The organism is Clostridium sp. CM042 (assembly GCF_055080995.1).
The window spans coordinates 1486111-1511428 of record NZ_CM143646.1 but is presented as its reverse complement, the minus strand read 5'-3'; the positions used below and the strand labels follow the sequence as shown (position 1 = coordinate 1511428).

Annotated in this window: 20 protein-coding genes and 2 riboswitches; of the genes, 18 read left to right on the top strand and 2 right to left on the bottom strand. The window is 31.6% G+C overall.

The features are described 5' to 3' along the window. Window positions 1–266 precede the first annotated feature (266 nt). Both ACWJJ7_RS07170 and ACWJJ7_RS07165 read left to right on the top strand, forming a co-directional pair. Window positions 267–854, top strand: a complete 588-nt coding sequence (locus ACWJJ7_RS07170; protein WP_462964562.1) for a 50S ribosomal protein L25 — start codon at window positions 267–269, stop codon at window positions 852–854. Between the two features lie 172 nt (window positions 855–1026). Then, entirely contained in the window at window positions 1027–1314 is a 288-nt protein-coding gene (locus ACWJJ7_RS07165) for a hypothetical protein (RefSeq protein WP_462964561.1), read from the top strand. Between the two features lie 119 nt (window positions 1315–1433). On the opposite strand, the gene ACWJJ7_RS07160 is transcribed toward ACWJJ7_RS07165, so the two are convergent. Continuing rightward, window positions 1434–1793: a hypothetical protein gene (locus ACWJJ7_RS07160; RefSeq protein WP_462964560.1), complete on the bottom strand. Its 360-nt coding sequence runs from the start codon at window positions 1791–1793 to the stop codon at window positions 1434–1436. A 324-nt stretch (window positions 1794–2117) separates the two neighbouring features. Between ACWJJ7_RS07160 and glpK the strand changes: the two genes are divergently transcribed. The 6 genes from glpK (at window position 2118) to ACWJJ7_RS07130 (ending at window position 7594) form a co-directional block, all read left to right on the top strand. Continuing rightward, a complete protein-coding gene (gene glpK, locus ACWJJ7_RS07155) occupies window positions 2118–3608 on the top strand; it encodes a glycerol kinase GlpK (RefSeq protein ID WP_462964559.1) in 1491 nt (496 codons plus the stop codon). A 116-nt stretch (window positions 3609–3724) separates the two neighbouring features. Further along, window positions 3725–3835: riboswitch (TPP riboswitch) on the top strand. Between the two features lie 124 nt (window positions 3836–3959). Continuing rightward, a complete protein-coding gene (gene thiD / locus ACWJJ7_RS07150) occupies window positions 3960–4784 on the top strand; it encodes a bifunctional hydroxymethylpyrimidine kinase/phosphomethylpyrimidine kinase (RefSeq protein ID WP_462964558.1) in 825 nt (274 codons plus the stop codon). Beyond that, window positions 4777–5991, top strand: a complete 1215-nt coding sequence (gene cytX / locus ACWJJ7_RS07145) for a putative hydroxymethylpyrimidine transporter CytX (RefSeq protein WP_462964557.1) — start codon at window positions 4777–4779, stop codon at window positions 5989–5991. The genes thiD and cytX overlap by 8 nt, the downstream gene beginning before the upstream one ends. Further along, entirely contained in the window at window positions 5970–6806 is an 837-nt protein-coding gene (thiM, locus tag ACWJJ7_RS07140; RefSeq protein WP_462964556.1) for a hydroxyethylthiazole kinase, read from the top strand. The genes cytX and thiM overlap by 22 nt, the downstream gene beginning before the upstream one ends. Further along, window positions 6796–7437: a thiamine phosphate synthase gene (gene thiE, locus ACWJJ7_RS07135; protein ID WP_462964555.1), complete on the top strand. Its 642-nt coding sequence runs from the start codon at window positions 6796–6798 to the stop codon at window positions 7435–7437. Before thiM ends, thiE begins: the two co-directional genes overlap by 11 nt. Beyond that, window positions 7421–7594: a hypothetical protein gene (locus ACWJJ7_RS07130; RefSeq protein ID WP_462964554.1), complete on the top strand. Its 174-nt coding sequence runs from the start codon at window positions 7421–7423 to the stop codon at window positions 7592–7594. Before thiE ends, ACWJJ7_RS07130 begins: the two co-directional genes overlap by 17 nt. A 135-nt stretch (window positions 7595–7729) precedes the next feature. On the opposite strand, the gene ACWJJ7_RS07125 is transcribed toward ACWJJ7_RS07130, so the two are convergent. Beyond that, a complete protein-coding gene (locus ACWJJ7_RS07125) occupies window positions 7730–8947 on the bottom strand; it encodes an alanyl-tRNA editing protein (RefSeq protein WP_462964553.1) in 1218 nt (405 codons plus the stop codon). A 367-nt stretch (window positions 8948–9314) separates the two neighbouring features. Here ACWJJ7_RS07125 and ACWJJ7_RS07120 point away from each other — a divergent pair, with 367 nt between their 5' ends. The 10 genes from ACWJJ7_RS07120 to ACWJJ7_RS07075 all read left to right on the top strand — a co-directional run bounded on the left by ACWJJ7_RS07120 (window position 9315) and on the right by ACWJJ7_RS07075 (window position 25224). Next, a complete protein-coding gene (locus ACWJJ7_RS07120) occupies window positions 9315–11420 on the top strand; it encodes a PAS domain S-box protein (RefSeq protein WP_462964552.1) in 2106 nt (701 codons plus the stop codon). Window positions 11421–11574: 154 nt separating this feature from the next. Next, on the top strand, window positions 11575–13245 hold the full coding sequence (locus tag ACWJJ7_RS07115) for a hypothetical protein (RefSeq protein WP_462964551.1): 1671 nt from the start codon (window positions 11575–11577) through the stop codon (window positions 13243–13245). 242 nt (window positions 13246–13487) lie between these two features. Continuing rightward, on the top strand, window positions 13488–14498 hold the full coding sequence (locus ACWJJ7_RS07110) for a lysostaphin resistance A-like protein (protein WP_462964550.1): 1011 nt from the start codon (window positions 13488–13490) through the stop codon (window positions 14496–14498). Window positions 14499–14574: 76 nt separating this feature from the next. Beyond that, window positions 14575–14674: riboswitch (purine riboswitch) on the top strand. 93 nt (window positions 14675–14767) lie between these two features. Continuing rightward, entirely contained in the window at window positions 14768–15760 is a 993-nt protein-coding gene (add, locus tag ACWJJ7_RS07105) for an adenosine deaminase (RefSeq protein WP_462964549.1), read from the top strand. Window positions 15761–16065: 305 nt separating this feature from the next. Continuing rightward, window positions 16066–17844, top strand: a complete 1779-nt coding sequence (locus ACWJJ7_RS07100) for a peptidoglycan D,D-transpeptidase FtsI family protein (RefSeq protein WP_462964548.1) — start codon at window positions 16066–16068, stop codon at window positions 17842–17844. A 475-nt stretch (window positions 17845–18319) separates the two neighbouring features. Then, the gene (locus ACWJJ7_RS07095; protein WP_462964547.1) at window positions 18320–18616 is read left to right on the top strand and encodes a hypothetical protein; all 297 of its coding nucleotides are present in this window, start codon (window positions 18320–18322) and stop codon (window positions 18614–18616) included. A gap of 265 nt (window positions 18617–18881) precedes the next feature. Then, on the top strand, window positions 18882–21482 hold the full coding sequence (clpB, locus tag ACWJJ7_RS07090; protein ID WP_462964546.1) for an ATP-dependent chaperone ClpB: 2601 nt from the start codon (window positions 18882–18884) through the stop codon (window positions 21480–21482). A gap of 232 nt (window positions 21483–21714) precedes the next feature. Further along, complete coding sequence (gene mntA, locus ACWJJ7_RS07085) at window positions 21715–22125, top strand: type VII toxin-antitoxin system MntA family adenylyltransferase antitoxin (RefSeq protein ID WP_462964545.1); 411 nt, start codon at window positions 21715–21717, stop codon at window positions 22123–22125. After that, the gene (gene hepT, locus ACWJJ7_RS07080; RefSeq protein ID WP_462964544.1) at window positions 22115–22525 is read left to right on the top strand and encodes a type VII toxin-antitoxin system HepT family RNase toxin; all 411 of its coding nucleotides are present in this window, start codon (window positions 22115–22117) and stop codon (window positions 22523–22525) included. The genes mntA and hepT overlap by 11 nt, the downstream gene beginning before the upstream one ends. A 503-nt stretch (window positions 22526–23028) precedes the next feature. Beyond that, on the top strand, window positions 23029–25224 hold the full coding sequence (locus ACWJJ7_RS07075) for a glycosyl hydrolase family 18 protein (protein ID WP_462964543.1): 2196 nt from the start codon (window positions 23029–23031) through the stop codon (window positions 25222–25224). The last annotated feature ends 94 nt before the right edge of the window (window positions 25225–25318 follow it).

The following is a 25318-nucleotide window of genomic DNA, read 5'->3' as shown; positions in this document are numbered from 1 at the left end:
CTGATTTTTTTTATTTATTTGTATAAATAATGGATATAACATGGAAATTCAATAAATATATTTATAAAAACATGAAAGACAGCAGGGTAGTTCATGTTGTCTTTTAATGTTTATAATTATGTACTTTGAATTTTCAAGTAATTGTAGTTAAAAAAATCATATCATTTTAAAGTTCAAGACAAATTTTAGTGAAAATTATTATTGGTAACATATGTACATAAAATAATAAACAGAAAGGCTTTATAAGCCAAGAGGAGTGAATTATTATGGAAGAAATGATTTTGGATGCATTTGAAAGAATTCCAACAAATAAAAAATTTGTAGAAGAAGGTTTTATTGCAGGTGTAATGTATGGTGATGGCGTTAAGGAAGCAACTCCTATGAAGGTTCAAGAAGTAGAACTAATAAACATTCTTAGAAAACATGGTTCTAATGCTAAAATATGGATTAAATATGGAGAAGATAAGAAATTTGGACTTATAAAAGAAATTCAAAGACATCCTGTAACAGCAAAAATTAGCCACATAGACGTACAACTTGTTTCAAAAGATCATGAAATAAAAATGCAATTACCTATTTCTTTCAAGGGAGAAGCGAATGTAACTGACAATCTACTTGAGTTGAAGGTTTATAAAACTGAGATAGATGTTTTTGGAAGCATGGGCATATTGCCTGATGGAGTAAGTGTTGATATATCACAAAAAAAACTTGGAGACACAATTACAATAAAAGATTTTGATTTAAATAAACAAATAAAAGTTACTGATGATGAAAATCAAATTTACGCAGCTATATCACAATTGAAAGAAGAAGTTGTAGCTGAAGCAGTTGTTGCTGAACCTGAAGCTAAATAATAATAAAATAGTAATTATTTAATGATAAAAGGATGAACATAAAAAGTTCATCCTTTTATGCTATTATGGATAAAATTTAAAATGTTTTGATAAAGTAAGAAAAAGAGTATAAGTAAATAGTATTATCCTATTAAATAGATACTCTTTATTGGTAGAATTAGGAGGCAAAAGAATGGCAAATATATTGAGATATTCAAAAAAACAATTAGAGAGAACATTAAAAGATTTCGGAAAGAGAGAAAATATAGGTTCTAATGACACATCTGAGTGGATAAGACTAATAAACGATTTTATATATGAATTTGAACTAAAGTCTGAAGTTAATGAAGAGGATAAACTTTCTATAACAACTAGCAAAGAAGAACAAGTCGTAATTGAAAAAATGATGTATGCACTAGAAGGTACAAAAACTTCTTTGAATTATATTTTTGATGGTAATATTACTTATATAGAAGAATAGGTTAATATAACAATAAAACAAATCTTAAGGGAAGTCATTTAATTAAATGGCTTCCCTTAAGAAATATCATATCATTAAAAAATTATTAAATGTAATCTAAAGAACATATAAATAAAAGTTTATTTTGAACTAGTACCTTTATTTGCATATGATTGGTTATTTAACTTTTTTGTCTCTTCTAAGGTAGCATCACTAGTGCTACTACTCATATTAGACATTCCAGCACTTGATTGACTATTTAATTGTTTTGTTTCTGCTAAAGTAGAGTCACTGGTGCTGCTAGACATATTAGACATACTGGAATTTGAAACACCACTAGTACCTTTATTTGCAGATGATTCATTATTTAATTGTACTGTCTCTTGTAGAGTAGAATCACTAGTACTACTAGACATACCAGCATTTGCGTAAGAGCTTGAACCTCCATTAGCTGCTGATTGTTTATTTAATTGTTTTGTTTCTTCTAAATTGTTATTCATAAGTAATCTCCCTTCTAATATAAAAATTACACTGTATTATCCAGCACAGTATATAGTTTACCCATTTTGTTTTAAAATATAGATGAAAATATTGAGAGTTTTTTGATTTAAAAAATTTAAAGAATAAAGCTAAACTGTGAAGTTTATAAGTTATATTGCAATAACTATAATAATCAGTTATACTAAATATAATGATATATATTAAATGGCAGAGAAAATGAGCCGCGTTATTATGAAGTATTATGCTTTGTTTTGACGTGCTTTTTTATTTATCAATATGTAAACGATTGAATAAGACTAATTTCAAAAAGGAGTTTTGCTAAAATGGCTAAATATATAATGGCACTTGATCAAGGAACAACCAGTTCAAGATGTATTCTATTCAATGAAAAGGGACTTATTGTAACTTCCGCTCAAAAAGAATTTACTCAGATTTTCCCGCAAGCAGCTTGGGTAGAACATGATCCAATGGAGATATGGTCAAGTCAAATTAGCGTTGCAACAGAAGCGATGGCTAAAGTTAATGCTACGGCGTCTGATATAGCAGCAATAGGTATTACAAATCAAAGAGAAACTACTGTAGTTTGGGACAGGCGAACGGGAATTCCAGTATATAATGCAATTGTATGGCAATGTAGAAGAACAGCTGAGACTTGTGATGAATTAACGCAAAAAGGTTTCGATAAAGTTGTTAGAGCTAAAACTGGACTTATTTTAGATGCTTATTTTTCTGGAACAAAAATAAAATGGATATTGGACAATGTAGAAGGCGCTAGAGCGGAAGCTGAAGCAGGCAATTTATTGTTTGGTAATATAGATACTTGGTTAATTTGGAATTTAACAAAAGGAAAAACATATGTAACGGACTATTCTAATGCTTCAAGAACAATGCTATTTAATATTCATAAACTTACATGGGATGATGAAATACTCGAAACATTAAATATACCAAAATCAATGCTTCCAGAGGTTAAACCTTCAAGTCATGTATATGGATATACAGAGAGTTCATTGTTTGGAGGAGAAATTCCAATTGCTGGAGCTGCAGGAGATCAACAAGCAGCATTATTTGGACAAACTTGCTATTCACCAGGAACAGCTAAAAATACTTATGGTACAGGATGCTTCATGCTTATGAATACAGGGGACAAAGCAATTGAATCCACACAAGGATTGCTTACGACAATCGCTTGGGGAATAGATGGAAAAGTACAGTATGCACTTGAAGGCAGTGTATTTATAGCTGGAGCGGCTATACAATGGTTAAGAGATGAGCTACGCATGATTGACAATGCTTGTGACTGTGAAGAATATGCTAATGCGGTAGAAGATACAAATGGAGTATATGTAGTTCCTGCTTTTGTTGGACTTGGAGCACCATATTGGGATCCTTACGCAAGAGGAACAATTGTAGGACTTACAAGAGGAGCAAAGAAAGAACATTTGATAAGAGCAACTCTTGAAGCACTTGCATACCAAACACGTGATGTATTAAAAGCAATGCAAGAAGATTCTGGAATTATACTTACAGAACTTAAAGTAGATGGAGGAGCTTGCAATAACAATTTCTTAATGCAGTTTCAATCTGATATTTTAAATGTTCAAGTAGACAGACCAGAGGTTACTGAAACTACAGCACTCGGTGCAGCTTATCTTGCAGGGCTTGCGGTAGGATATTGGAAGAGTAAAGATGAAGTAGCGGAGCATTGGGCAATATCAAGAAGTTTCAAACCTAGTATGACCGAGGAAAAAAGAAAAGAATTACTTCATGGATGGCATATAGCTGTTAAAAGATCAGGTATAAAACTTGAATAGTAATAACAAGGCATGAATTGTATATAACAATTGTTTATGTTATTATAAGATACATGAAATTACTAACATGATTACTAGTTAAGACATTTCATATTCCTTAGTTTATAAAAAAGAATAACCTAACACAGGGGAGTTGGATAGGCCAACTGAGAGCAAGAACTTTAATTCTTTGACCCTATGACCTGAACTGGGTAATGCCAGCGTAGGAAGTTGTTTATTGGTGTATTATATATAGATTTTTATATATCAAGATAATTTAAACACAAATCCTATGGGTTTGTGTTTTTTTGTTTTATACAAAAGAAAATTGATCTAACATTTAAAAAACAATTATTTTAGGAGGAAATTGATATGAAAAAAGTTTTAACTATAGCAGGTTCTGACAGCTCAGGAGGGGCTGGAGTGCAAGCAGATTTAAAAAGCTTTAGTGCAAATGGCGTATATGGAATGAGTGTCATTACGGCGATAACAGCACAGAATACTAGGGGTGTTTTTGAAGTTAGGGATCTAGACGAGGAAATAATTAAGGCACAAATTGACGCTGTTTTTACAGATATAGATGTAGATGCTGTTAAAATTGGTATGGTATCGAGGATTTCAACTATTGATGCAATAAGTGAGAAATTAAAACAATACAATCCTAAAAACATAGTACTGGATCCCGTAATGATCTCAAAAAGCGGTTATTCACTGTTAAAGCCAGAGTCAAAAACGGCTTTGATTAAAAAACTAATTCCACTAGCATCACTTATTACACCTAATGTTCCAGAGGCTGAGGAAATACTTCGCGAAGTAAATTCAGATGCTTTGGACATAGAAACAGTAGAAGATATGGAAAGTGCAGCAAAAGAAATATACAAGCTAGGATGCAAAAATGTGCTTATAAAAGGTGGACATATGCAGTTCGATGCCATAGATGTGTTTTATGATGGAAGTGAAATTATACATTTTACGTCTAAGAGAATAAATACAAAAAATACTCATGGAACTGGATGTACTTTGTCTTCAGCCATAGCTGCAAATTTAGCGCTTGGCTTTAGCATGAAGGATTCAATAAAAAATTCAAAGCAGTATATAACAACTGCTATAAAGCATTCCTTAGATATTGGGCATGGGGTAGGGCCTACCAATCACTTCTATGAATTATATAAAAAAGCGAGAATGGCAAATGATTAATGATAAGGAAAAACTAGGTTTTTGGACTTTTGTATTTTTATGGTTTGGAGCTGCGGTATCCATTGCTGAAATAATGACGGGAGGATTAATTGCACCCTTAGGATTTAAAATAGGGATAATAGTAATTTTACTAGGACATTTAATTGGCACCGGAATATTGATACTAGGTGGCATCATCGGAACTAGGGAAAAAGTGCCAGCAATGACTTCAACCAATATTTCTTTTGGAGTATATAGTACCTATTTATTTTCAATTTTAAATATACTTCAACTAATTGGTTGGACAGCAGTTATGATAAAGGTAGCAGCGAGTTTTGTAAACTTAATAACTCAAAGTTTATGGGGTTTTGATAATGGATTAGTATGTATCATTCTAATAGGAGTACTCACAGTATTATGGCTTTGTTTTGGAAATGCAGGTATGAAAAAATTAAATATTACAGCTGTATCTTTGCTTTTTATACTTACATTGGTACTTGGAACAATTATCTTCAAAGATAAAACATTACTACTAAAAGCAAGTACTGGAGGAATATCTTTTGGACGTGCACTAGAATTCAGTATAATTATGCCTCTTTCTTGGCTACCTTTAATTGCAGATTATACTAGATTTGCAAAAAGTGAAAAACAAGGAGCTTGTGGAAGCTTCATAGGTTATTTTTTAGGGAGTTCATGGATGTTTATTATAGGCCTCGGGGCTACTATAGTTTCGAATAATTCAGATCCTTCAGCTATGATGCTTGCTGTAAATTTAGGAATGGCGGCTCTCGGGATAGTAGTGTTATCTACAGTAACCACCACATTTTTAGATGTGTATTCAGCAGGAGTTTCTTTCTTAAACATTATGCCAAAGCTCAGTGAAAAAAAAGTTGGTATTGTCATGACAATTATTGGGACACTGGCAGCGATTATACTTCCTATAGAAAATTATGAGGGCTTTTTATATGCTATAGGATCAGTTTTTGCACCATTATTTGCAATTTTGATTACTGATTATTTTATAATAAAGAAAAATACAAAGCTGCAATCTAGTGTACTTATAAATTGGGGAGCAATCCTTGTATGGATTATAGGAATAGTAATTTACTATAGTTTTATAAAACTTGATTTTGTACTAGGGGCTACAGTGCCTGTTATGATTATTACAGGATTTATATATACAATAAGTTGGAGGATGATGTCTAAATGGAAATTAATAAGAAAATAGTTGAATTACTAAACAATTTAAAAGAAAAGAACCCATTGGTACACCAAATAACAAATTATGTTACTATTAATGATTGTGCTAATATTACACTAGCTATTGGTGGATCACCAGTTATGGCGGAGGATATCCATGAAGTTTCTGAGATGGTATCACTGGCGTCTTCACTTGTTATAAATATAGGAACATTAAATAGTGTAATTATAGAGTCTATGATTGAGGCAGGAAAAATGGCAAATGAATTAAATATACCTGTTATCCTAGATCCTGTTGGAGTAGGAGCAACAACTTATAGAACAGAAACTTGTAAAAGAATTATAAGTGAAGTGAAATTAGCGGTTATTCGTGGAAATTTATCTGAGATAAAAACACTCTATGGTATTGAAACTATAACAAGAGGTGTGGATGCTTCTGAGAGTTTTTCTATGAATAGCGATGGATTTACAAGAGAGAAGGAAATGGCAAGGGATTTTGCTATTAAATTTAATACCGTGGTAGCTATAACAGGTGTGGTAGACATTATATCAGATGGAAAAACTCTCTACTCCGTAGAAAATGGTCATAAAATAATGTCCAAGGTTACAGGTACAGGTTGCATGTGTACTTCAGTTATTGGCACTTATTTAGGTGCAGGAGATAACAATTTAATAGCAGCACTCGCAGGAATCGTTTCAATGGGTATTGCAGGAGAAATAGCTTATGAGAGCTTAGATAAAAATAGTGAAGGATCAGGAACCTTTAAAGTGAAAATGCTAGATGTTATTTACAATTTATCTGAAGATCTAATAATGAAAAGGAGCAAAATAAATGAAGAATAATATAGACTACAGCCTTTATCTTGTTACGGATAGGGATGTATTAGTGGATACAGATATATATACTGGTGTGGAGGAAGCAATAAAAGGTGGAGTTACATTAGTTCAACTTAGAGAAAAGAGCTTAAGTACTTTAGAATTTTATAACATTGCATCAAAAATAAAAATTATTACAGATAAATATAAGGTCCCATTAATAATAAACGATAGAATTGATATTGCACAGTCGATAGATGCTGCTGGGGTTCATCTGGGTCAAAGTGATATGCCAGCGGGTGTTGCACGAAGTATAATAGGAAATAATAAGATAATAGGGATTTCTACTTCAACACTTAAGGAAGCTCAAAAGGCAGAAAAAGAAGGAGCAGATTATGTGGGCGTTGGAGCTATGTTTCCTACAGCTACTAAAGATGATGCAAGTGCAGTTTCAGTGAACTGCTTGAAAGAAATAAAAGATAACATTTCTATTCCTGTAGTTGCTATTGGTGGGATTACTGAGAAAAACGTAGCTTTATTAAAGATAGCAAATATTGATGGTATAGCAGTTGTTTCAGATATTCTCGGGAAAAAATCTGTAAAGGCGGCAGCAGAAAAGCTATGTTCTTCCAGTACATGCAATGATTTATATCGGTAAAGAAAAAGGTCAATATTATTCTATTCATGATTTTTCAGGATTTTTTAAACCACAACAAGATGGAAGCTTAAAATATTATAAAGTTCGCGAAGTAATGGTTTCTCCATTGTGTATCGGATTATCAGAGGATGGTAAAACGTATATTGAAGGGTTATAGGGGGCAAGAGACTTTGTTTTTTAGAAATAACAAGGCTAGGCACATTTCAATAAATAACAAGTTATTTATTGAAATGTGCCTAATATTTTCACCTGTAACTATTAAATTGTTAATGAAATTACCTTAGTAAAGTATTTAATTTTTTGAACCAGAGATTATATTTTCTTTAATTTTGTTGTAAGCGTAATCTAGCGCAGAATCTAAATTATTATTATTACGTCCACCACCTTGTGCAGAAAAGGCACTTCCACCACCTTTGCCGTCTATTAGAGTTATGGCATCTTTTAAAATAGAGCTCATGCTAATGATATTTAAATCCTTTGAGCACATGAATAAAAGATTTGCTTTATCTCCAGATTTTACTCCAAATAAAACGATAACCTTTGGAGCAGATACCAATTTTGTAGCTAAGGTATTAGTATATTTTAAATCTCCATTATCATAAATGCATTTAAGTATCCTGATATCTTCTATTTTTGGGGCTGCCTCTAACATATTTTGAACTTCATACTGCGCGACCTCTGCCTTTAGGGCCCTTTTTTCAGTAAGTGCTTTATTAAGTTCACCGGAAAGTCGTTCTACAACGGACAAAACTGTAGCATTATTGCAGGATAAAAGTTTAGACATTTTTTCCATGGCTTCATGTTTTAAGGCATAATCAGAAACAGCTCTTTGTCCACATATAAATTCAATTCTTATGCCAGTCTTATACTTTTCAAATTTTGTAACCTTAATTAATTGCACCTCGATAGTTGAGCGAGGATGTGTACCACAGCAAGGGTTTATATCAATATCACCTATCTTAACTATTCTTACTTTTTCACCAGCTTTTACTGGGATTTTTTTTAGTGATAATTTTTTAAGTTCAGAATTGGTTGGATATAGTATTTCTACTTTAATATTGTCTAATACAATTTTGTTAGCTTTTTTTTCAACAATTTTAATTTCATTAATGCCAATAACTTTATCAATATCAATAGTAGTAGAATCCGTGCCAAGGTGAAAACCAATGGTAGTTGCATTAAATAAATCAGAAATAGCAGCAGAAAGTATATGCTGCCCTAGATGCTGTTGCATATAGTCAAATCTTTTATCAAAGTCTATGCTACATTTAACCCTATGAATTTTTAAAGGGTTCACGGCAACTACATGATAAATTTTTTCATCTTCTTCATATACATAGGTTACTGCAGCACCGTTTATATATCCAGTATCACTTGGTTGACCACCACCTTCAGGGTAAAAATAGGTTTTGTCCAGTTCAACGTGATACTTGTTTTCTTTTTTTATTACATTTATTACTTCTGCTGTAAATTCTGATTGATATGGATTTTCATAATATAACTTTTCCAAAGTTTTGCATCTCCTTTTGTGAGCTAGCTTCCATAGAATACATGATGTGTTTTTAATCTAATTGTACCATAAAATATTATGGGACAAAACAATACTACTGAGGAGCTATTAGGATTATAAAAGTAGTAAGCATATTTTGGAGCAAGATTATGAGTTCATTACTAGATATTATTTTTATTGTTGTAGGTTTTTACTTTGACTTTGTCATAAAATAGTAAAAAATTCTAAATTATACAAAATGAAATCCGAAAAAAAAAGGTTTATACTATATTTTGTAGAATATAATATTTTGGGAAGGCTCTAAAAATAAGTCAATTCGGTTATAAGTTTAACGACATTTCAATGGATTTAAAAAGGGGAAATTAAGATGAGTGAACATATTAATAATAATGTATTACAAGAAATAGATGTTGATAAAGTTATTGAATTATCGAAAGTTTTGTTATTTGAAAATGATAGAAATGCTTTGTATAACAAGTTAATTAATATAATAAATAGTTATTTTAAAGTGAAAAGGGTATTAGTTTTAGAAATTGTAAATAGAAATTTTGGAGTAGTAGAATGGAAAGAGCATTGTGGCGAAGCAATTTTTTATAATGAAAAAAATATTAATGATATCTCTAATATATTTAGAGGCACTATAGAAGAAATCTGTGATTGTAAAGAAGAAAAAATAATTAATAAGGGTAGCGGAGGTTTTGAAGCTTTTTATCCATTGATTTATAAGGATGAGTTATTAGGGATTGTATACATAGAGAAAAATTTTCACTATAGCCAAATGGAACTAAAAATGCTTAAGCTAATTTGCTTTCAGGTTGCTGCTGTTATGGAAAAAATAAGTATAGAAGAGGCTAAAGTTCAGAAAATTGAAAGTGAATTAAGAGAAAGTGAGGAAGCGTATAAAAGATTATTTGAATTATCTCCAGATGCTATATGTGTGCACAGTGATGGAAAAATAGTCTTAGCTAATCCTGCAGCAGAAGGATTGTTCGACATGAAGGACCCTAAGGCTATAATTGGAAGAAGCATTATGGATTTTGTTCATCCTGATTATATTGATATTGCTAAGAGTAGAATAAATACAATATATGAAGGCGGAATGAATACACGATTTATCGAAGAAAAATTTCTTACCAACGAGGGGGCTATTATTGATGTTGAGTTAGGCACATCTACGTTTAAATATAAGGGGAAGCTAGCAGTTTTAATAGTAATTCGCAATATTGTCAAAAGAAAAAAGATGGAGAGAAATCTAAGGGAGAATGAAGCATTATTAAGAGAAATAACTGAAAATACTTCTGATATGATTATAAAAACAGATATTGATGGTAGAATTAAATATATTACAGCTGCTCAAAAGGTGATACTTGGGTATGGTACAGATGATGTCATTGAAAAGCATGTTTTTGATTTTGTTTACAGGGATGATAAGAAAAATGTATTAAGGCAAATTAGAAAACTAATTGCTTCAACTACAAATGAAAAATTTAAATGTAGATGCTTGCATGCAAACGGAAGTATTGTGTGGTTAGAGATTTGTGGTAATAAATTATTAGATGATAATAATAAAGTTAAAGCCTTAATATTGTCAGCAAGGGATATTACTAAGCGACTTGAAAATGAAGCGATAATGAAAGAAAATGAGGAAAAGACAAGATTTTTAAATCAAGCAATTAAATATGATAGATTTAGGACGGATTTTTTTGCGAATATATCTCATGAATTAAGAACACCAATCAATGTTATTTCGGGTACTGTCCAGCTTATGGAACTTAAATTCAAGGAACTCTTTAATGAAAATGAGGGTAAAAGCAAGAGATATTTAAGAACTATGAAACAAAACTGTTACAGATTAATAAGATTGACTGATAACTTAATAGATGTAACAAAAATAGATGCAGGATATTTTGAAATTCATTTAAGTAATTGTAATATTGTTAGTATTATAGAGGAAATAACGTTGTCTGTAGCTGAGTATGTATCAAATAAAAGAATATCACTTTTATTTGATACAGAAATGGAAGAAAAAATAATAGCTTGTGATAAAGATAAAATAGAAAGAATAATGTTGAATCTTATTTCAAATGCAATAAAATTCACAAATTCAGGTGGAAATATTTTAGTATATATTTTTGAAAGAAAAGATAGTGTTGTTATCTCTGTTAAGGATACAGGCATTGGAATACAAAAAGAAAAGCAACAATGTATTTTCGAAAGATTTATTCAAGTTGATAAGTCCCTTACGAGAAATAGAGAAGGCAGTGGTATAGGATTATCTTTAGTTAAGTCGTTAGTAGAAATGCATGGAGGTAAAATGTTTTTAGAAAGCGAGATTAATATAGGAAGTGAATTTAGTTTTGAACTTCCTATAAAAAAGTTACTAGATATTGAGGAAGTTTTTGTTAATAATAATTTGAGTGCTAATAGTAATATTGAAAAGATTAAGATTGAGTTTTCAGATATATATTTTTAGGGTACGCTAGATAATCAAGAAATGTAGGAAATAGATTTTTGTTATATTTACTAGATATTATGTTTCTTTAGGAAAAATTGTATAATATGACCTATTACTATATAATTCAAGTAAGGAAAGATAAATTGGGGGGATTCTTATATATTATATTATAATGATACTGCTATTTTTAAAACCAAGCATAAAGAAAGAAGATAAAAATGAGCAGATTGCAAGAGGTATAACTGGTCTTATTTTCAGTTGGTTTTTATTTTACGTAGTATGCGTTGATAGAAGTATTTACTTTATCATGGCCGCTCTATGGGTACCAGCTATTTTTCAGATGAGCTTATTATCAAAGTTAAATGGAAAGAATAAAGACAAATTTGTAAGTGTTATGTGTATACTTTTAGTTTTGAGTATTGGATATAATTTATATCCAATAATTACTGCAGGAGCTAGTAAGCTTGCATTCGAAGTTCCAGTAAAAGAAAGTAGTGAGGGCGTTTTAAAAGCAGATGCAAGTCATATAATAGTTATATCGCCAGAAACTGCTTATTATGAAATGCAAAAAATGATTGGAACTCTTCCAAATCCAAGTATTTATAGTATAGGGCAGCTAGGAATTACTATGACAAAGGAAGGAGCCTCTTATGTTGCACCTATAGAAGTGGATGGTCTTTTTCGCGCTATTACAAATAGCGAAATTCCAGGTTCAATATATGTTTCGGCTGAAAAACCTGAAGAGGCAAAAGTAATTAGTGTACCATCGAAAGTAGCAGAATCACTTTTATTTGGAAAAGATTTAGAAAGGTATCTAAGGCAGCAAAAACCATCATCAATTCTTTTTCAGGCTAATGTAGAACTTGATGACGAGAATAATCCGTATTATGTAGGAAGTTATGGTCATTATAAATTTGGAAGAAAATTTCCAGTAATTGACGGGGTAATACTTTATTCGTTTAAGGATGCTAAGGCAACAGATTATAAAGTAGGTAAAGTTCCAAATTGGGTTGATGAGGTTCATCCGTCTAATGTTGCCGAATTATATAATAAATATTTCGGTACGTATCAGAAGGGACTTTTGAACAAAATTATAGCTAAAAAAGGAGTTCATGTACCTACAGCTTGGGAAGGGCAAACACAGGTTGAAGGGCTTAAGGTTAACTCTAAAGAAGTCACTGGGGTTATAGACACTGATGGTAGAATGAAGTGGTTTACTGATCATACTAATACCTCTGAAAATTCTACTACAATGACAGGATATTCAATGATGGATATGAGAAGTGGTGAAATGATTTATTATAAAACACCAGGGTATATAAATGGAAAAGGTGCAATGAATGCTGTGGACAAAGCTCTCGGCGCAGATAAAGCTAACTGGACTCCAGTTCAACCGCTATTTTATAATGTTTTTGGATCAGAGGCTTGGGTTGTTCCTGTAGTTAATAAAAGCGACGGAGCAATAGTGAAAATAGCAATTGTAGCGGCTAAGAATAGTTATGTAGTCCTTGAAGAATCTAAAGAGGCGGCAATAGAAAGCTTCAAGAATGCTATATCTTATGGAAAAATAAGTGATGTTTCGAATAAAAATGCTAATAGTATAAAGGCGAAAGAGAAGATTACACGTGGGAAAATTTTAAGAATAAACCCTGTAGCAGAGAGTGGAAATACTGTTTTTTATGTAAAACTAGTAGGAAACAATACTATATTTATGGTTACTAAAGCTTCAGGAATTGATATAGTGTTAACAAAGGAAAATGATGAGGTGGAAATAAAGTATCTTGATATTAAAGATGATAATGTGGTTTCAACTGTTGGATTTAAAAATAACAATCTTAAATAAAAAAGCCCCTGTAAGCATAATAAGCCTATAGGGGCTTTCCTTATTAGCAATTCAGCAACACAAATTGGAAATGAAATTAAAATTGTTTGTGATGATAATAAGATAGTTGTGAAAATTAAGAATTTGATTATTCTAGGTGATTAGCTTATTATATATATTGGAGTATTAATATTTATTGGAGTTAAGGTTGTGCTTAAAAAGCATTAATTCGAAGAAAATTTTACATTTTAAGGAGAAAATTTATGAAAGATAAAAAAATACTACTAGCTAATAGTTTATTATTAGGAGCGTTATTGTTATTTATTTCAATACCTATAATAGCAATAAGGGTATTTAGATTACATGGTTCTATAAGTGGCGGTACTTCACTTCTGCTTTCTGGAGGGACCAGTGTTATAGCACTTGGTGGAATTGCTTTATTATATTGCAGGATTACTAAAAGAAGATTTAATAAGGTAATGGTAATAAAGAAGATATCTCTAAAGCAAGTTATTTTAATTATGTGTGTATCAGTCGGTACTTATATTTTTGCAATAGGTGTTAATATGATAAGCATGAAGTTATTCCCCATTGCAATAAAGGATGGTATGGCAATATCTAAATTACTAAACAGCAGTTCAACATTATTAGGGTTAGTGGTGATAGTTTTGGTACCAGCATTTTTTGAGGAAGTATTCTTTAGAGGAATTCTTTTAGATGCTTATGAAAGAGTAAATAAAAAAACAAAATATTTTATAATAACTGCAATCTTTGCAACTTTTCATGGTAATGTCATGCAAATTATATATGTAATGTTTTTGGGATTTGTTCTATTAAAGGTGAGGGAATATACAGGATCACTTTTAGGAAGTATGATACTTCACGCAGCAAATAATTCAATATCCTTTATTTTAAGTAAAGTTGCAATGAATTACATGAAGCTTGTGAAAACTGGAATAAAGAATGGTGTGATAGACCAAGCGCAAGCACAAGCAGCTGCTACAACTGGTGCAATGAATGATAGTTTCACTGTAGTTTTCCTCAAATCTTCAATATTTTTTCTGATTGGCGGTGCTATATTATTTATAAATATAAGAAAATTAAAAGAGTATAAAGAGGAGAAAGACGGCTTAGAACTCATTGAAGAAGAAGAGCACTTTGAAGAAAAAAATATAGTAAGAAAAGAAAAAATTATAGATATAGAAAAAAAACAATATATCCCACTTGTTATATATTTTATTTCTATGACTGTGTTGGTTGTTCTAAGGTATTAGATAATCTTCTGCGAAGCTGATCTAAGGAAAATTCACAGCTTGACTATTTTTTTCTTTATGATAAAATATAAAAAACACAAATTTTAAAGTTTAAACTCGTATAACCCCAATAATATGGTTTGGGGGTTTCTACCAGGGACCTATAATTCCTGATTACGAAGAAGATACAATTATGGATATCTTCTTTGTGGTCAGGATTTTTTATTTTTTGATAATTAAATCATCTCCTGCGGAGCTGAAATATCGTTAAAATTAAAAAGGAGGACAATATGGAATTTAAAAATTTACCTAAAATTGACTTGCATTGTCATTTGGATGGAAGTGTAAGACCAGAATCAATAATTGATATAGCAAAAGAGGAGGGTATAAGTATTCCCTACTATGATATTGAAAATATTAAAAAAGAGCTTACAGCCCCAGCAGAATGTAAGTCTCTTGATGAGTATTTAAAAAGGTTTGAAATTCCGAATTTAGTAATGCAATCAAAGCTTAGTTTAAGAAGAATTACATTTGAACTTCTTTGCGATTGTGCAAAAGAAAATGTAAAATATATTGAAGTTAGATTTGCACCACTACTTCATATAACGAAGGGTTTAAGTGTAGAAGACGTAATAGAGAGTGTAATATCTGGGATTAAAGATGCAGAAGAGAAATATGATATAAAAGGGAATGTAATACTTTGTTGCATGAGATTTATGTCTATTGATAAAGCCTTTGAGGTTGTAAAAGCTGGCAGAAAGTATCTATTAAAAGGTGTAGTTGCAATAGATTTATGTGGATCAGAAGGAGAAGGCTTTTGTGAAAAATTTATAGAACCTATAACACTCGCTAAAGAATATGGATATAGAGTAACTATTCATGCAGGTGAAACAGGAATAGGAAAAAACGTCCTTGAAGCAGTGGAACTTTTAGGGGCAGATAGAATAGGTCATGGAGTATTTATTAAAGACTGCATTGAGGCCTATAACATTGTAAAAGATAAAGGAATTACTCTTGAAATGTGTCCAACAAGTAACATCCAGACTAAAGCAATTGATACTTTTAAAAACCACCCAATTTATGATTTTTATAATGATGGAATTAAGGTGAGCGTAAATACTGATAATAGAACTGTATCTGATACAAATATGACTAAGGAATGTAATGTATTATTAAGAGAATTTAACATTAGTTTTGAGGAGTATAAACAAATTTATCTTAATAGTGTTGATGCAGCCTTTGCTGATTTAGGAACAAAGGAATGGTTAAGGAAATATATCTAAATTTAGTAGAACTTAATAAATGGCTAGATTACAAATTAAAGTCTTTTTAAGTTAAGAGTAGATTTCATCACATATTTAGGGATGAAATTTGCTCTTTGTTTTTTGAGTAGTCTCGAATATTAATTAAAACGCGTTGATAGAAGTATTATACAAAATATAATATTTCGGTATTTTCTATGTACTTATGTTAAACTAAAATTCAAGCAAATAAATTTTAGAATAAATTCTAATATATTGGTGACTTACAGAGTGAAGGGAATTGCGTAAACGTCGGAAGAAATATATATAATAGGTTGGTGAGCAAATTGAAAATAAAAAAGGTGAGAAAGAAAAGGATTTTTTTTGCAGGTATATTATTTTCTATAGCATTTATGGGTCTTGTGAGTAGATTGGTTTATTTGATGGTTATTAATGGTTCAAATTATAAACATCTGGCATTAAACAATTGGACAAAAGCTATAAAAATAGCTCCAAAGAGGGGGGAGATTCTGAGCAGAAACGGCTCAAAATTGGCATTAAGTGCAGATGTTTATAGGGTTGATGTTGATTTAAATGTATTTAAAAAACATTTAGAAAATAAAAAAATATCTGAAGAACAAGCTGTTGAACAATTGTCGCAGAAACTGAATGTTGAAAATAGCGAAGTTAAAAAAATAATAGATAGCAAAGATAGTAATGGTAAGCTACTTAAATTTGTATCATTAAAGAGAAAGGTTGATAAGAAGGCGGTAGATGCGATTAAAGATTTGAAATATAATGGCATAATAATTTCAAACGATGTAGAGAGAATGTATCCAAATGATAGCTTTTTATCCCATGTTATTGGACATACAAATTTGGACGGGGATGGAATAAGTGGAGTAGAACAGAGTTACGATAAGGAATTAGCGGGTATTCCGGGGGTAAAAGTGGAAGAAGTAGATAGGAATAATAATGAATTGCCTTACAAAGAAACAACCACGGTTCAACCTGTAGACGGAAAGGATTTAACATTAACTATAGATGAACAAATTCAAAATCTAGCTGAAATAGTAGCAAAAGAAACATTAGCTGAAAATAGTGCCAAGTCCGTAAGTATAATAATTACGAATCCCCAAAATGGTGAAATTTTGGCTATGGCTAATGCACCGGGCTATAATCTAAATAAGCCTTATGCAGAAGGGAAAACAGATAGTGAAATACAGGAAATATGGAAGAATAGAGCTATCAGTAATGTGTTTGAGCCAGGATCAATTTTCAAGGTTATAACAGCTGCTGCTGCACTTGAAAATAATGTGGTAACGGACCAGGACAGCTTTGTAAGTGATGGAAGCATTAAGGTTGGAGATACAACATTGTATAATGATAATAAAGAGAATCATGGGGTTGAGACTTTTTCAGATATAATTAAAAATTCCGATAATGTTGGATTTGTTAAGCTGGGACAAAAAATTGGAAAGGAAAATTTTTATAAATTCGTAAAGGCAGCTAACTTTGGACAGAAAACCGGTATAGACTTACCAGGTGAAAGTACTGGGTTAATAAAGGATTTAAATAATATTAAACCTATTGATCTTGCTACGATGGCCTATGGGCAAGGTGTAGCAGTTAGCCAAGTGCAGTATATCGCAGCCTTCAATGCAGTAGCTAATGGAGGTACATGGATAAGACCCCATGTTATGAAGGAAATATCACATATGGTGGAAGATAAAAAAGTTGTGGACAAAAAATATGATAGTCTTGGCGAAAAGGTTATAACCAGCAAAGAAAAAGCAGCTGAATTAAGAATGTATTTGGAAAGGGTTGTTAAAGAAGGAACTGGAAAGGGGACCTATATGGAGGGGTACCACATAGCTGGGAAGACAGGAACTGCAAATAAGGTTAACAGTACCGCAGGGGGTTACGATTCTGGTAAGTATGTAACATCTTTCGCAGGTATGGCACCTGCTAATAATCCAAAGGTAACCTTGATAGTTACGATAGAAGAACCGAACCCAGAAAAATATTATGCTGCCCAGACAGCAGTACCGGCAGCGCGTAAGCTATTTTCAGGGTTGTTTAAAATACTTAACATGTCTACGGATAATGGGAGTGATACAAATTGATATTTGCATAACACTAAGACTATTTTAATTAGGCGTCATAATATTTTTAAGCTGATTAATTTTATATTTAAAGGTGGAAGCATGACACTTCATGCAGTAAATAATGTAACATCCTTTAATAAAGAGTAGATTTCATCCCATATTTAGGGATGAAATCTACTCTTTGTTTTTTGAATAGTCTCGAATATTAATTAAACGGTGGTAATAGGAGAATTCCACTCGCTTTAATATATATATATATTATAAACTAGTTTTTATATATAAATACTAACAAAACACGTACTTACAATAAATCGGTGCTTTGTTAGTAATTTTCCAAAAAAAATAGCAATTTGTGTACAAATACCGTTTATTTTATCTAAATTATGGTATAATATAAAATGATTAGAAATTAAGTGTGGATAAAAAATAAACAAGAAACTTGTATTTTGTATGTTTCCTGGATGCTTAAGAAGGAAGGAAAAGAAAGATGATAATGCTTCAGAAAATATATAAACTTTGTGAATGCTTTGAAAAGCAAGATAAAAAAACGAGTATTATGAAACTAACAAATAAGGGTTACAGTGAGAGTACTGCAACAACATATTATAACATTTGGAGAAGGCATTACATGGATTCAACTAGTAAAGACTTGATGCTTTCAGGTATATATATAGAAACTCACAGAGTAAGAAAACTTTTAGAAGAGTGCACCTTTAATGAACGTCAAAGGTATCTCGAAGCTTTAAGTAAAGAGCAACTTGTTAGAATAGCACAGGCAGTACTCAAATAAAATTACAAAACAAAATTTGTTAAGTGAAAATAATTTGGAATGTTTTATCAGTAGATAATATGGTACAATTGTGATAAGGAAAAACGTAAATTATATAACTAATTTAGTGATATAATTAAAAAACTGAAGTTGAGGCACCCATAAATAAGGGCTTTTATGCTGATAAAACGGCTAGATGGTTTTTTAATTTATTTATATGGGTGTTTTTTTAATTAAAATTAAATAGTGGGTAATAATTTAATAAACTAAAGGGAGGGTTATTTACATGGATGTAGAAAAATTAACGGTAAAGGTTCAACAATCATTAAATGAGGCTCAATTATTAGCTGTAAAAAACAATCACCAACAGGTAGATACGGTGCATTTATTTGCAGCACTTATAGCTCAAGAGGACGGGCTCATTCCTAATATATTTAGCAAAATGGGAGTGAATATAACAAGGCTTAATGAGGATATTAAAAAATCTCTAGATAGTATGCCAAAAGTTACTGGAAGTGGTGCAGACAGTGGCTCTGTTTATGCTACGAGGAGATTTGAGGAAGTTTTTGCACGGGCAGAAGATGAAGCTAAAAAGTTTAAAGATTCGTTTATAAGTGTAGAACATGTAATGATTGGTATTATGGATGTAAATGTTAAAGACATTAAAGATATTTTAAAGAAATTTAATATAACTAAAGAAGATTTTTTAAATGTGTTATCGACAGTTAGGGGAAATCAGAGAGTGGAAAATCCTGATCCAGAGGGCACTTATGAGGCATTAGTGAAATATGGTTCAAATCTTGTGGAACAAGCTAAAAAGCATAAATTAGATCCAGTGATAGGAAGAGATGAGGAAATAAGAAGAGTTATAAGAATACTTTCTAGAAGAACTAAAAATAATCCTGTACTTATAGGAGAACCTGGAGTAGGTAAAACTGCTATAGTGGAAGGGCTAGCCCAAAGAATTGTAAAGGGAGACGTACCGGAAGGGCTTAAAAATAAAATAATATTTTCTTTAGATATGGGAGCACTTATTGCTGGGGCAAAATTTAAAGGTGAGTTTGAAGAAAGACTTAAAGCAGTGCTTAAAGAAGTAGAAAATAGTGAAGGAAAAATAATCTTATTTATAGATGAAATTCATAATATAGTTGGAGCCGGTAAATCAGAGGGTTCTATGGATGCTGGAAACATGATAAAACCATTACTAGCCAGGGGTAGTCTTCATTGCATTGGAGCAACTACTTTTGATGAATACAAAAAATACTTAGAAAAGGATAAAGCCTTAGAGCGAAGGTTCCAACCAGTAACTGTTGAAGAACCTACAGTTGAAGATTCTGTGTCAATACTTAGAGGTCTTAAAGAAAAGTTTGAAATATACCATGGCATAAGAATTCATGATTCAGCTATTGTTGCAGCAGCAAAACTTTCTGATAGATATATAACGGCAAGATTTCTCCCAGATAAGGCAATAGATCTTATAGATGAGGCTTGTGCAATGATAAGAACTGATATAGATAGTATGCCTACAGATATGGACATGACTAGACGTAAGATATTTCAGTTAGAAATTGAAAAGAAAGCACTATCCAAAGAAAAAGATGAGGCTTCAAAAAAAAGGCTCATAATACTTGAGAAAGAGCTAAGTAATTTAAAAGATAAAGATAATGAAATGACATCAAAGTATGAAAAAGAAAAATCTAAGATAGTTGAAATTAGAAATTTGAAAGCAGAGCTCGATGCTTCAAGGGGGGACATAGAAAAATCAGAAAGAGAATATGACTTAAATAGAGTGGCAGAGCTTAAATATGGAGTAATTCCAAAGCTTGAAACTCAGATAAAAGAAAAAGAAAAAGAAATTCATAAAAATAATGAAACCGCTATGCTTAAAGAAGAGGTAACCGAAAAAGAAATTTCACAGATAGTATCAAAGTGGACTGGTATACCTGTAACAAATCTCCAAGAAAGCGAGAGAGAAAAGCTCCTAAGACTTGAAGATGAATTATCTGAGCGGGTAATTGGTCAAAAAGAAGCGGTGACTGCGGTATCAAATGCGGTCATTCGCGCAAGAGCAGGAATGAAGGATCCAAGAAGACCTATTGGTTCATTCATATTCCTTGGACCTACTGGTGTCGGAAAAACGCAGCTTGCTAAAACGTTAGCTAAAATCTTATTTGAGAGTAGTGAAAATATAATAAGAATAGACATGTCAGAGTATATGGAGAAATATTCTGTGTCAAGGCTTATAGGAGCACCACCAGGCTATATAGGTTATGAAGAGGGCGGTCAGCTTACGGAAGCTGTGAGGCGAAAACCTTATAGCGTAGTATTATTTGATGAAATAGAAAAAGCTCACGAGGATGTATTTAATATATTTCTTCAGATATTAGACGATGGAAGGCTAACAGATAATCAGGGCAAGATCGTAAATTTTAAAAACTGCATAATAATTATGACATCAAATATAGGTAGCAACTACCTCTTGGAAAACAAAGAAAGTGGAGGTATAGAGCAGCATATCCGTAACAGGGTTATGAGTGAACTAAAATCCAAATTCAAACCGGAATTTCTAAATAGATTAGATGATATTATATTATTTAAACCTTTAGAAACAAAAGAAATAGAAGGAATAGTAGATATATTCCTTGCAGATATCCAAAATAGGCTTAAAGATAAAAATATATTAATGAAAGTAACGGGTGTTGCTAAACAACTTATGGCAGAAGAGGGGTATGATCCTATCTACGGTGCACGTCCTCTAAAAAGATATATTGAAAACGTCCTAGAAACATCAATTGCAAAGAAAATTATTAGGGGAGATATAAGTGATGGTTCTATCATCGGTGTAGATGCAAAAGATAATCAAATTGTAATAGAAAAGATTAAATAGAGTGTGCTTTAGGTTCTCTCAGACAATATAAAATGTTTCTTATAGAGTAGACAATGATATGCTCCCCTTAAAGTAGATAGATTAAAAAACAAAAATCTGTCCACTTTGGGGGGAGCATTTTTGTGTCTAGAAGAACTAAATATATAACTACTGTTTGTTACTTATCTAGGCCTAGTATATTAATCAAAAATTTGATATAATAAATATAATTGCTATAAAGGATGTGAAAGTTTTGGAACTAAAGGATAAAGATAAGGATATTATAAAAGAAGTTTTAATTAAAAAAATAAAACCATTTCTTATATATATATTTGGATCATATGCAAAAGGAACTTCACACGCGAATAGTGATATCGACATAGCATTTTTAGGTGATGGAGCTTTTAGTGAATATGAAATATTTATGATTTCACAAGAGCTTGCAGGTTTACTTAATAGAGAAATTGATCTTGTAGATTTAAAAAAATCATCTACAGTATTTAAATCACAAGTAGTAGGAACAGGCAAAACAATTTATTGTAATAATGATACGAGAAGAATGTATTTTGAAATGTATACATTTAAGGAATATGCTTTATTAAATGAAGAAAGAGCAGTTATATTAGAAAACATAAAGAAGAGAGGCAATGTATATGGGGAATGATATAATTTACAATAAGGTTGAAATTATTGAAAGATGCTTAAAAAGAATTAATGAAGTATATGATAATAATACTGAAAATTTAAAGGAATATACAAAACAAGATTCTATAATATTAAATATACAAAGGATTTGTGAAGCATGTATAGATTTAGCAATGCATATAGTTTCGGAAAAAAAACTAGGAATACCACAGAATAGTAGAGATGCTTTTGAGGTTTTATGTAGCAATGGTATGATTAATACTGACTTAATGAATAAGTTAAAATCTATGGTTGGATTTAGAAATATTGCAGTTCATAATTATCAAGCTATTAATTTAAAAATTGTACAAGATATTATAGAAAAACATCTAGGAGATATTAGGGAATTCCCACGAATTATTATGCAAAAAATAAAATAATAATTGATAGGCATATATTGTTTATATGTTCTTGTAGTAAAACATATGAGTAAAAGGTTAGAACAGCGCTTTGTGTAGGATGTATTTAAATAGAAAGTATAACCAGAAAAATTCAAGAGGAAAAAGGTAACAACAATGATTAAATTCATTGTTGTTACCTTTTTTCATTAATAGGTAAGTGTTGAAAACTTATTTCATAATGAAAATTCGCTTTTTAGGTAGAAATTTGAAAAAAAACATTGACATTGGTATGAAAAAATGTAAATATGTAAATGTGTAAGCGTAAAGTGTAAAAGTTGACAAAATAAACATGGTGAGGATAAAAATGTCGAAAAAGGTAAGCATTTATAAACATGAATATTTTATAAAAATAAAATTATGAAAAGAAAATATTATATTCCTATACCGTTGATAAAAGACATGTGAAGGAGGTGGTTATATGCTGGTATAAGTTAGTTATTGATGCTGTAACTAATCAAAAAAATTATGGTAGGGGGATCATTATGAAAGGAACTAAAATTATTTCATGTATAACTGTGGCAGCACTGATGGCCATAGCTGTAGGGATGACAACAAATGTGGAAGCTAAAACGATTAAAGAAATTAAGCCAGTAACTGAAATGGCTCACAAGAATGTAATTACATATTTCCCTAATTGGGCAATGTACAACTCTGCTCATCAATCAATGGAACCGAAGGATATACCATGGACAAAAGTTAATATAATTAATCATTCATTTTTTTCAGTAAATAACGATTTCAAAATCACTTCAATAGATACTTATGCGGACTATGAGAAGACAATGGAGCATTCAGGAGGGTGGGATTCTCCACTAAAAGGATGTTTAGGAGAGTATAAGTATTATAAAAGCATATATCCAGATAAGAAGATACTTATTTCTGTTGGTGGTTGGACACGAGGAGAAAATTTTCATGCAATGGCTATGACGGCAGAAACTAGAAAAGTATTTACAAATAGTGTTGTTGAATTTTTAAAGCAGTATCCATTTATAGATGGTATCGATATAGATTGGGAATATCCAGGTGTAGATAGAAAGGCAGACCCAAATGATCAATATGATAGAGGATGTCCAGGTGGTCCAGAGGATAAAGTCAACTATACATTACTATTGAAAGATATAAGGGATGCATACAATGCAAATGGATTATCAGGTAAAATGTTAACTGTAGCAGCTGGAGCAGGCTATGATAAGATGGCATTAGTAGAACCATCTAAATATGAACAATATCTTGATTACATGAATGTTATGACTTATGACATTCATGGTGCATGGGAACTAACTACGAATCATCAGGCAGCATTATATGCTAACCCTGAGGATCCATCAGGTACAACCCCAACAGATTTGAAGAATAAATATAATTCAGATTATGCAATGAAGGCTTATAGAGATATTTATAAAATTTCTCCATCAAAGCTTAATATGGGATCACCATTATATTCAAGAGGTTGGAAAGGTGTTAAGCCAGGACCAAACGGAGATGGGTTATATCAAAGCGCAACCGGAGCTTCTTCGGGATCCTTGGATAATCCATCCTCACCAGGTGGACAAGAACCATGGTTTATATTAAAGCAACTAGAAACTACCCCAGGTTGGAATAAATACTATGATACTAAAGCAAATGCAGTATATTTATATAATGCATCAAAGGGTGAATTTTTAACTTATGAAGATGAAAAGACATTAAGTGATAGATGTGATTATGTAAATGCCAATGGCTATGGTGGAGTATTTATTTGGGATGCTTCTGATGATGATTTATCAAAAGGATCTCCAATGACAACCATAGCATGGAATAAAATGGGTACCCCTGTAGTAAATAAACTACAAGCAGCAACTTTAACAGCAGGAGCGGTAAGCAATGGAGCATATAAACTAACAGCAATAGTCCCAGCTAATAATACAGCAACTTCATATACTATAATGGAAGGTGCGAAGACGATAACAACAGGCACATTAGTAGCAGGACAAACTACAACACAAACAATAGTATATGATAGTACAGGTAAGGAACCAGGAACATATGATTACACAGTAGAACTTTCTGATGGAACCAAAACCATTACATCAAATCGAGTAAGTGTAATAGTGCTACCACCAGTAGTAAATAAACTACAAGCAGCAACTTTAACAGCAGGAGCGGTAAGCAATGGAGCATATAAACTAACAGCAACAGTCCCAGCTAATAATACCGCAACTTCATATACTATAATGGAAAATGCGAAAACGATAACAACAGGCACATTAGTAGCAGGAAAAACTACAACACAAACAATAGTATATGATAGTACAGGTAAAACGCCAGGTACTTATGAATATACAGTAGTAGTAAGCGATGGAATATTACCGCTTATATCTAATAAAGTATCAGTAACCGTTCCAAAAGTAGTGGGCACATTGCCAGCTAAACCAAGCTTAACTCAAGATAACTGGGACGGTGGTTCGGAGTATAAAATAATTATGAACATGTGGTGGGGAGAAAATGGTACTTCTTGGAGGCTATATGAGAATGGAGTACTAATTTCAACTAAACCATTAGTAGTAAGTGGATTAAATGCCCAAACGGATTCCGTATCATTTAAAGGGAAAGCAAGAGGAACCTATGTGTATAAGGCAGAACTTGTTAATGATGCAGGTATTACAGTATCTGATGAATTCAACTATACTGTAAGATAGTAAATAGGCAATCTAGTTTATTCACTAAAAATAGCAAAATATTATAGGGACTGTCCTAAAAACAATAGAAAAGGCAGTCCCTTTTTCTATTAGT

Excerpts from the sequence above, each read along its gene's own strand:
- hepT (WP_462964544.1), top strand. The coding sequence starts at position 22,115 with ATGGGGAATGATATAATTTACAATAAGGTTGAAATTATTGAAAGATGC.
- thiD (WP_462964558.1), top strand. The coding sequence starts at position 3,960 with ATGAAAAAAGTTTTAACTATAGCAGGTTCTGACAGCTCAGGAGGGGCT.
- ACWJJ7_RS07115 (WP_462964551.1), top strand. The coding sequence starts at position 11,575 with ATGATACTGCTATTTTTAAAACCAAGCATAAAGAAAGAAGATAAAAAT.
- thiM (WP_462964556.1), top strand. The coding sequence starts at position 5,970 with ATGGAAATTAATAAGAAAATAGTTGAATTACTAAACAATTTAAAAGAA.
- cytX (WP_462964557.1), top strand. The coding sequence starts at position 4,777 with ATGATTAATGATAAGGAAAAACTAGGTTTTTGGACTTTTGTATTTTTA.
- ACWJJ7_RS07120 (WP_462964552.1), top strand. The coding sequence starts at position 9,315 with ATGAGTGAACATATTAATAATAATGTATTACAAGAAATAGATGTTGAT.
- ACWJJ7_RS07170 (WP_462964562.1), top strand. The coding sequence starts at position 267 with ATGGAAGAAATGATTTTGGATGCATTTGAAAGAATTCCAACAAATAAA.
- ACWJJ7_RS07095 (WP_462964547.1), top strand. The coding sequence starts at position 18,320 with ATGCTTCAGAAAATATATAAACTTTGTGAATGCTTTGAAAAGCAAGAT.
- add (WP_462964549.1), top strand. The coding sequence starts at position 14,768 with ATGGAATTTAAAAATTTACCTAAAATTGACTTGCATTGTCATTTGGAT.
- glpK (WP_462964559.1), top strand. The coding sequence starts at position 2,118 with ATGGCTAAATATATAATGGCACTTGATCAAGGAACAACCAGTTCAAGA.
- ACWJJ7_RS07165 (WP_462964561.1), top strand. The coding sequence starts at position 1,027 with ATGGCAAATATATTGAGATATTCAAAAAAACAATTAGAGAGAACATTA.
- clpB (WP_462964546.1), top strand. The coding sequence starts at position 18,882 with ATGGATGTAGAAAAATTAACGGTAAAGGTTCAACAATCATTAAATGAG.
- ACWJJ7_RS07110 (WP_462964550.1), top strand. The coding sequence starts at position 13,488 with ATGAAAGATAAAAAAATACTACTAGCTAATAGTTTATTATTAGGAGCG.
- ACWJJ7_RS07075 (WP_462964543.1), top strand. The coding sequence starts at position 23,029 with ATGAAAGGAACTAAAATTATTTCATGTATAACTGTGGCAGCACTGATG.
- ACWJJ7_RS07130 (WP_462964554.1), top strand. The coding sequence starts at position 7,421 with ATGATTTATATCGGTAAAGAAAAAGGTCAATATTATTCTATTCATGAT.
- ACWJJ7_RS07160 (WP_462964560.1), bottom strand. The coding sequence starts at position 1,793 with ATGAATAACAATTTAGAAGAAACAAAACAATTAAATAAACAATCAGCA.
- thiE (WP_462964555.1), top strand. The coding sequence starts at position 6,796 with ATGAAGAATAATATAGACTACAGCCTTTATCTTGTTACGGATAGGGAT.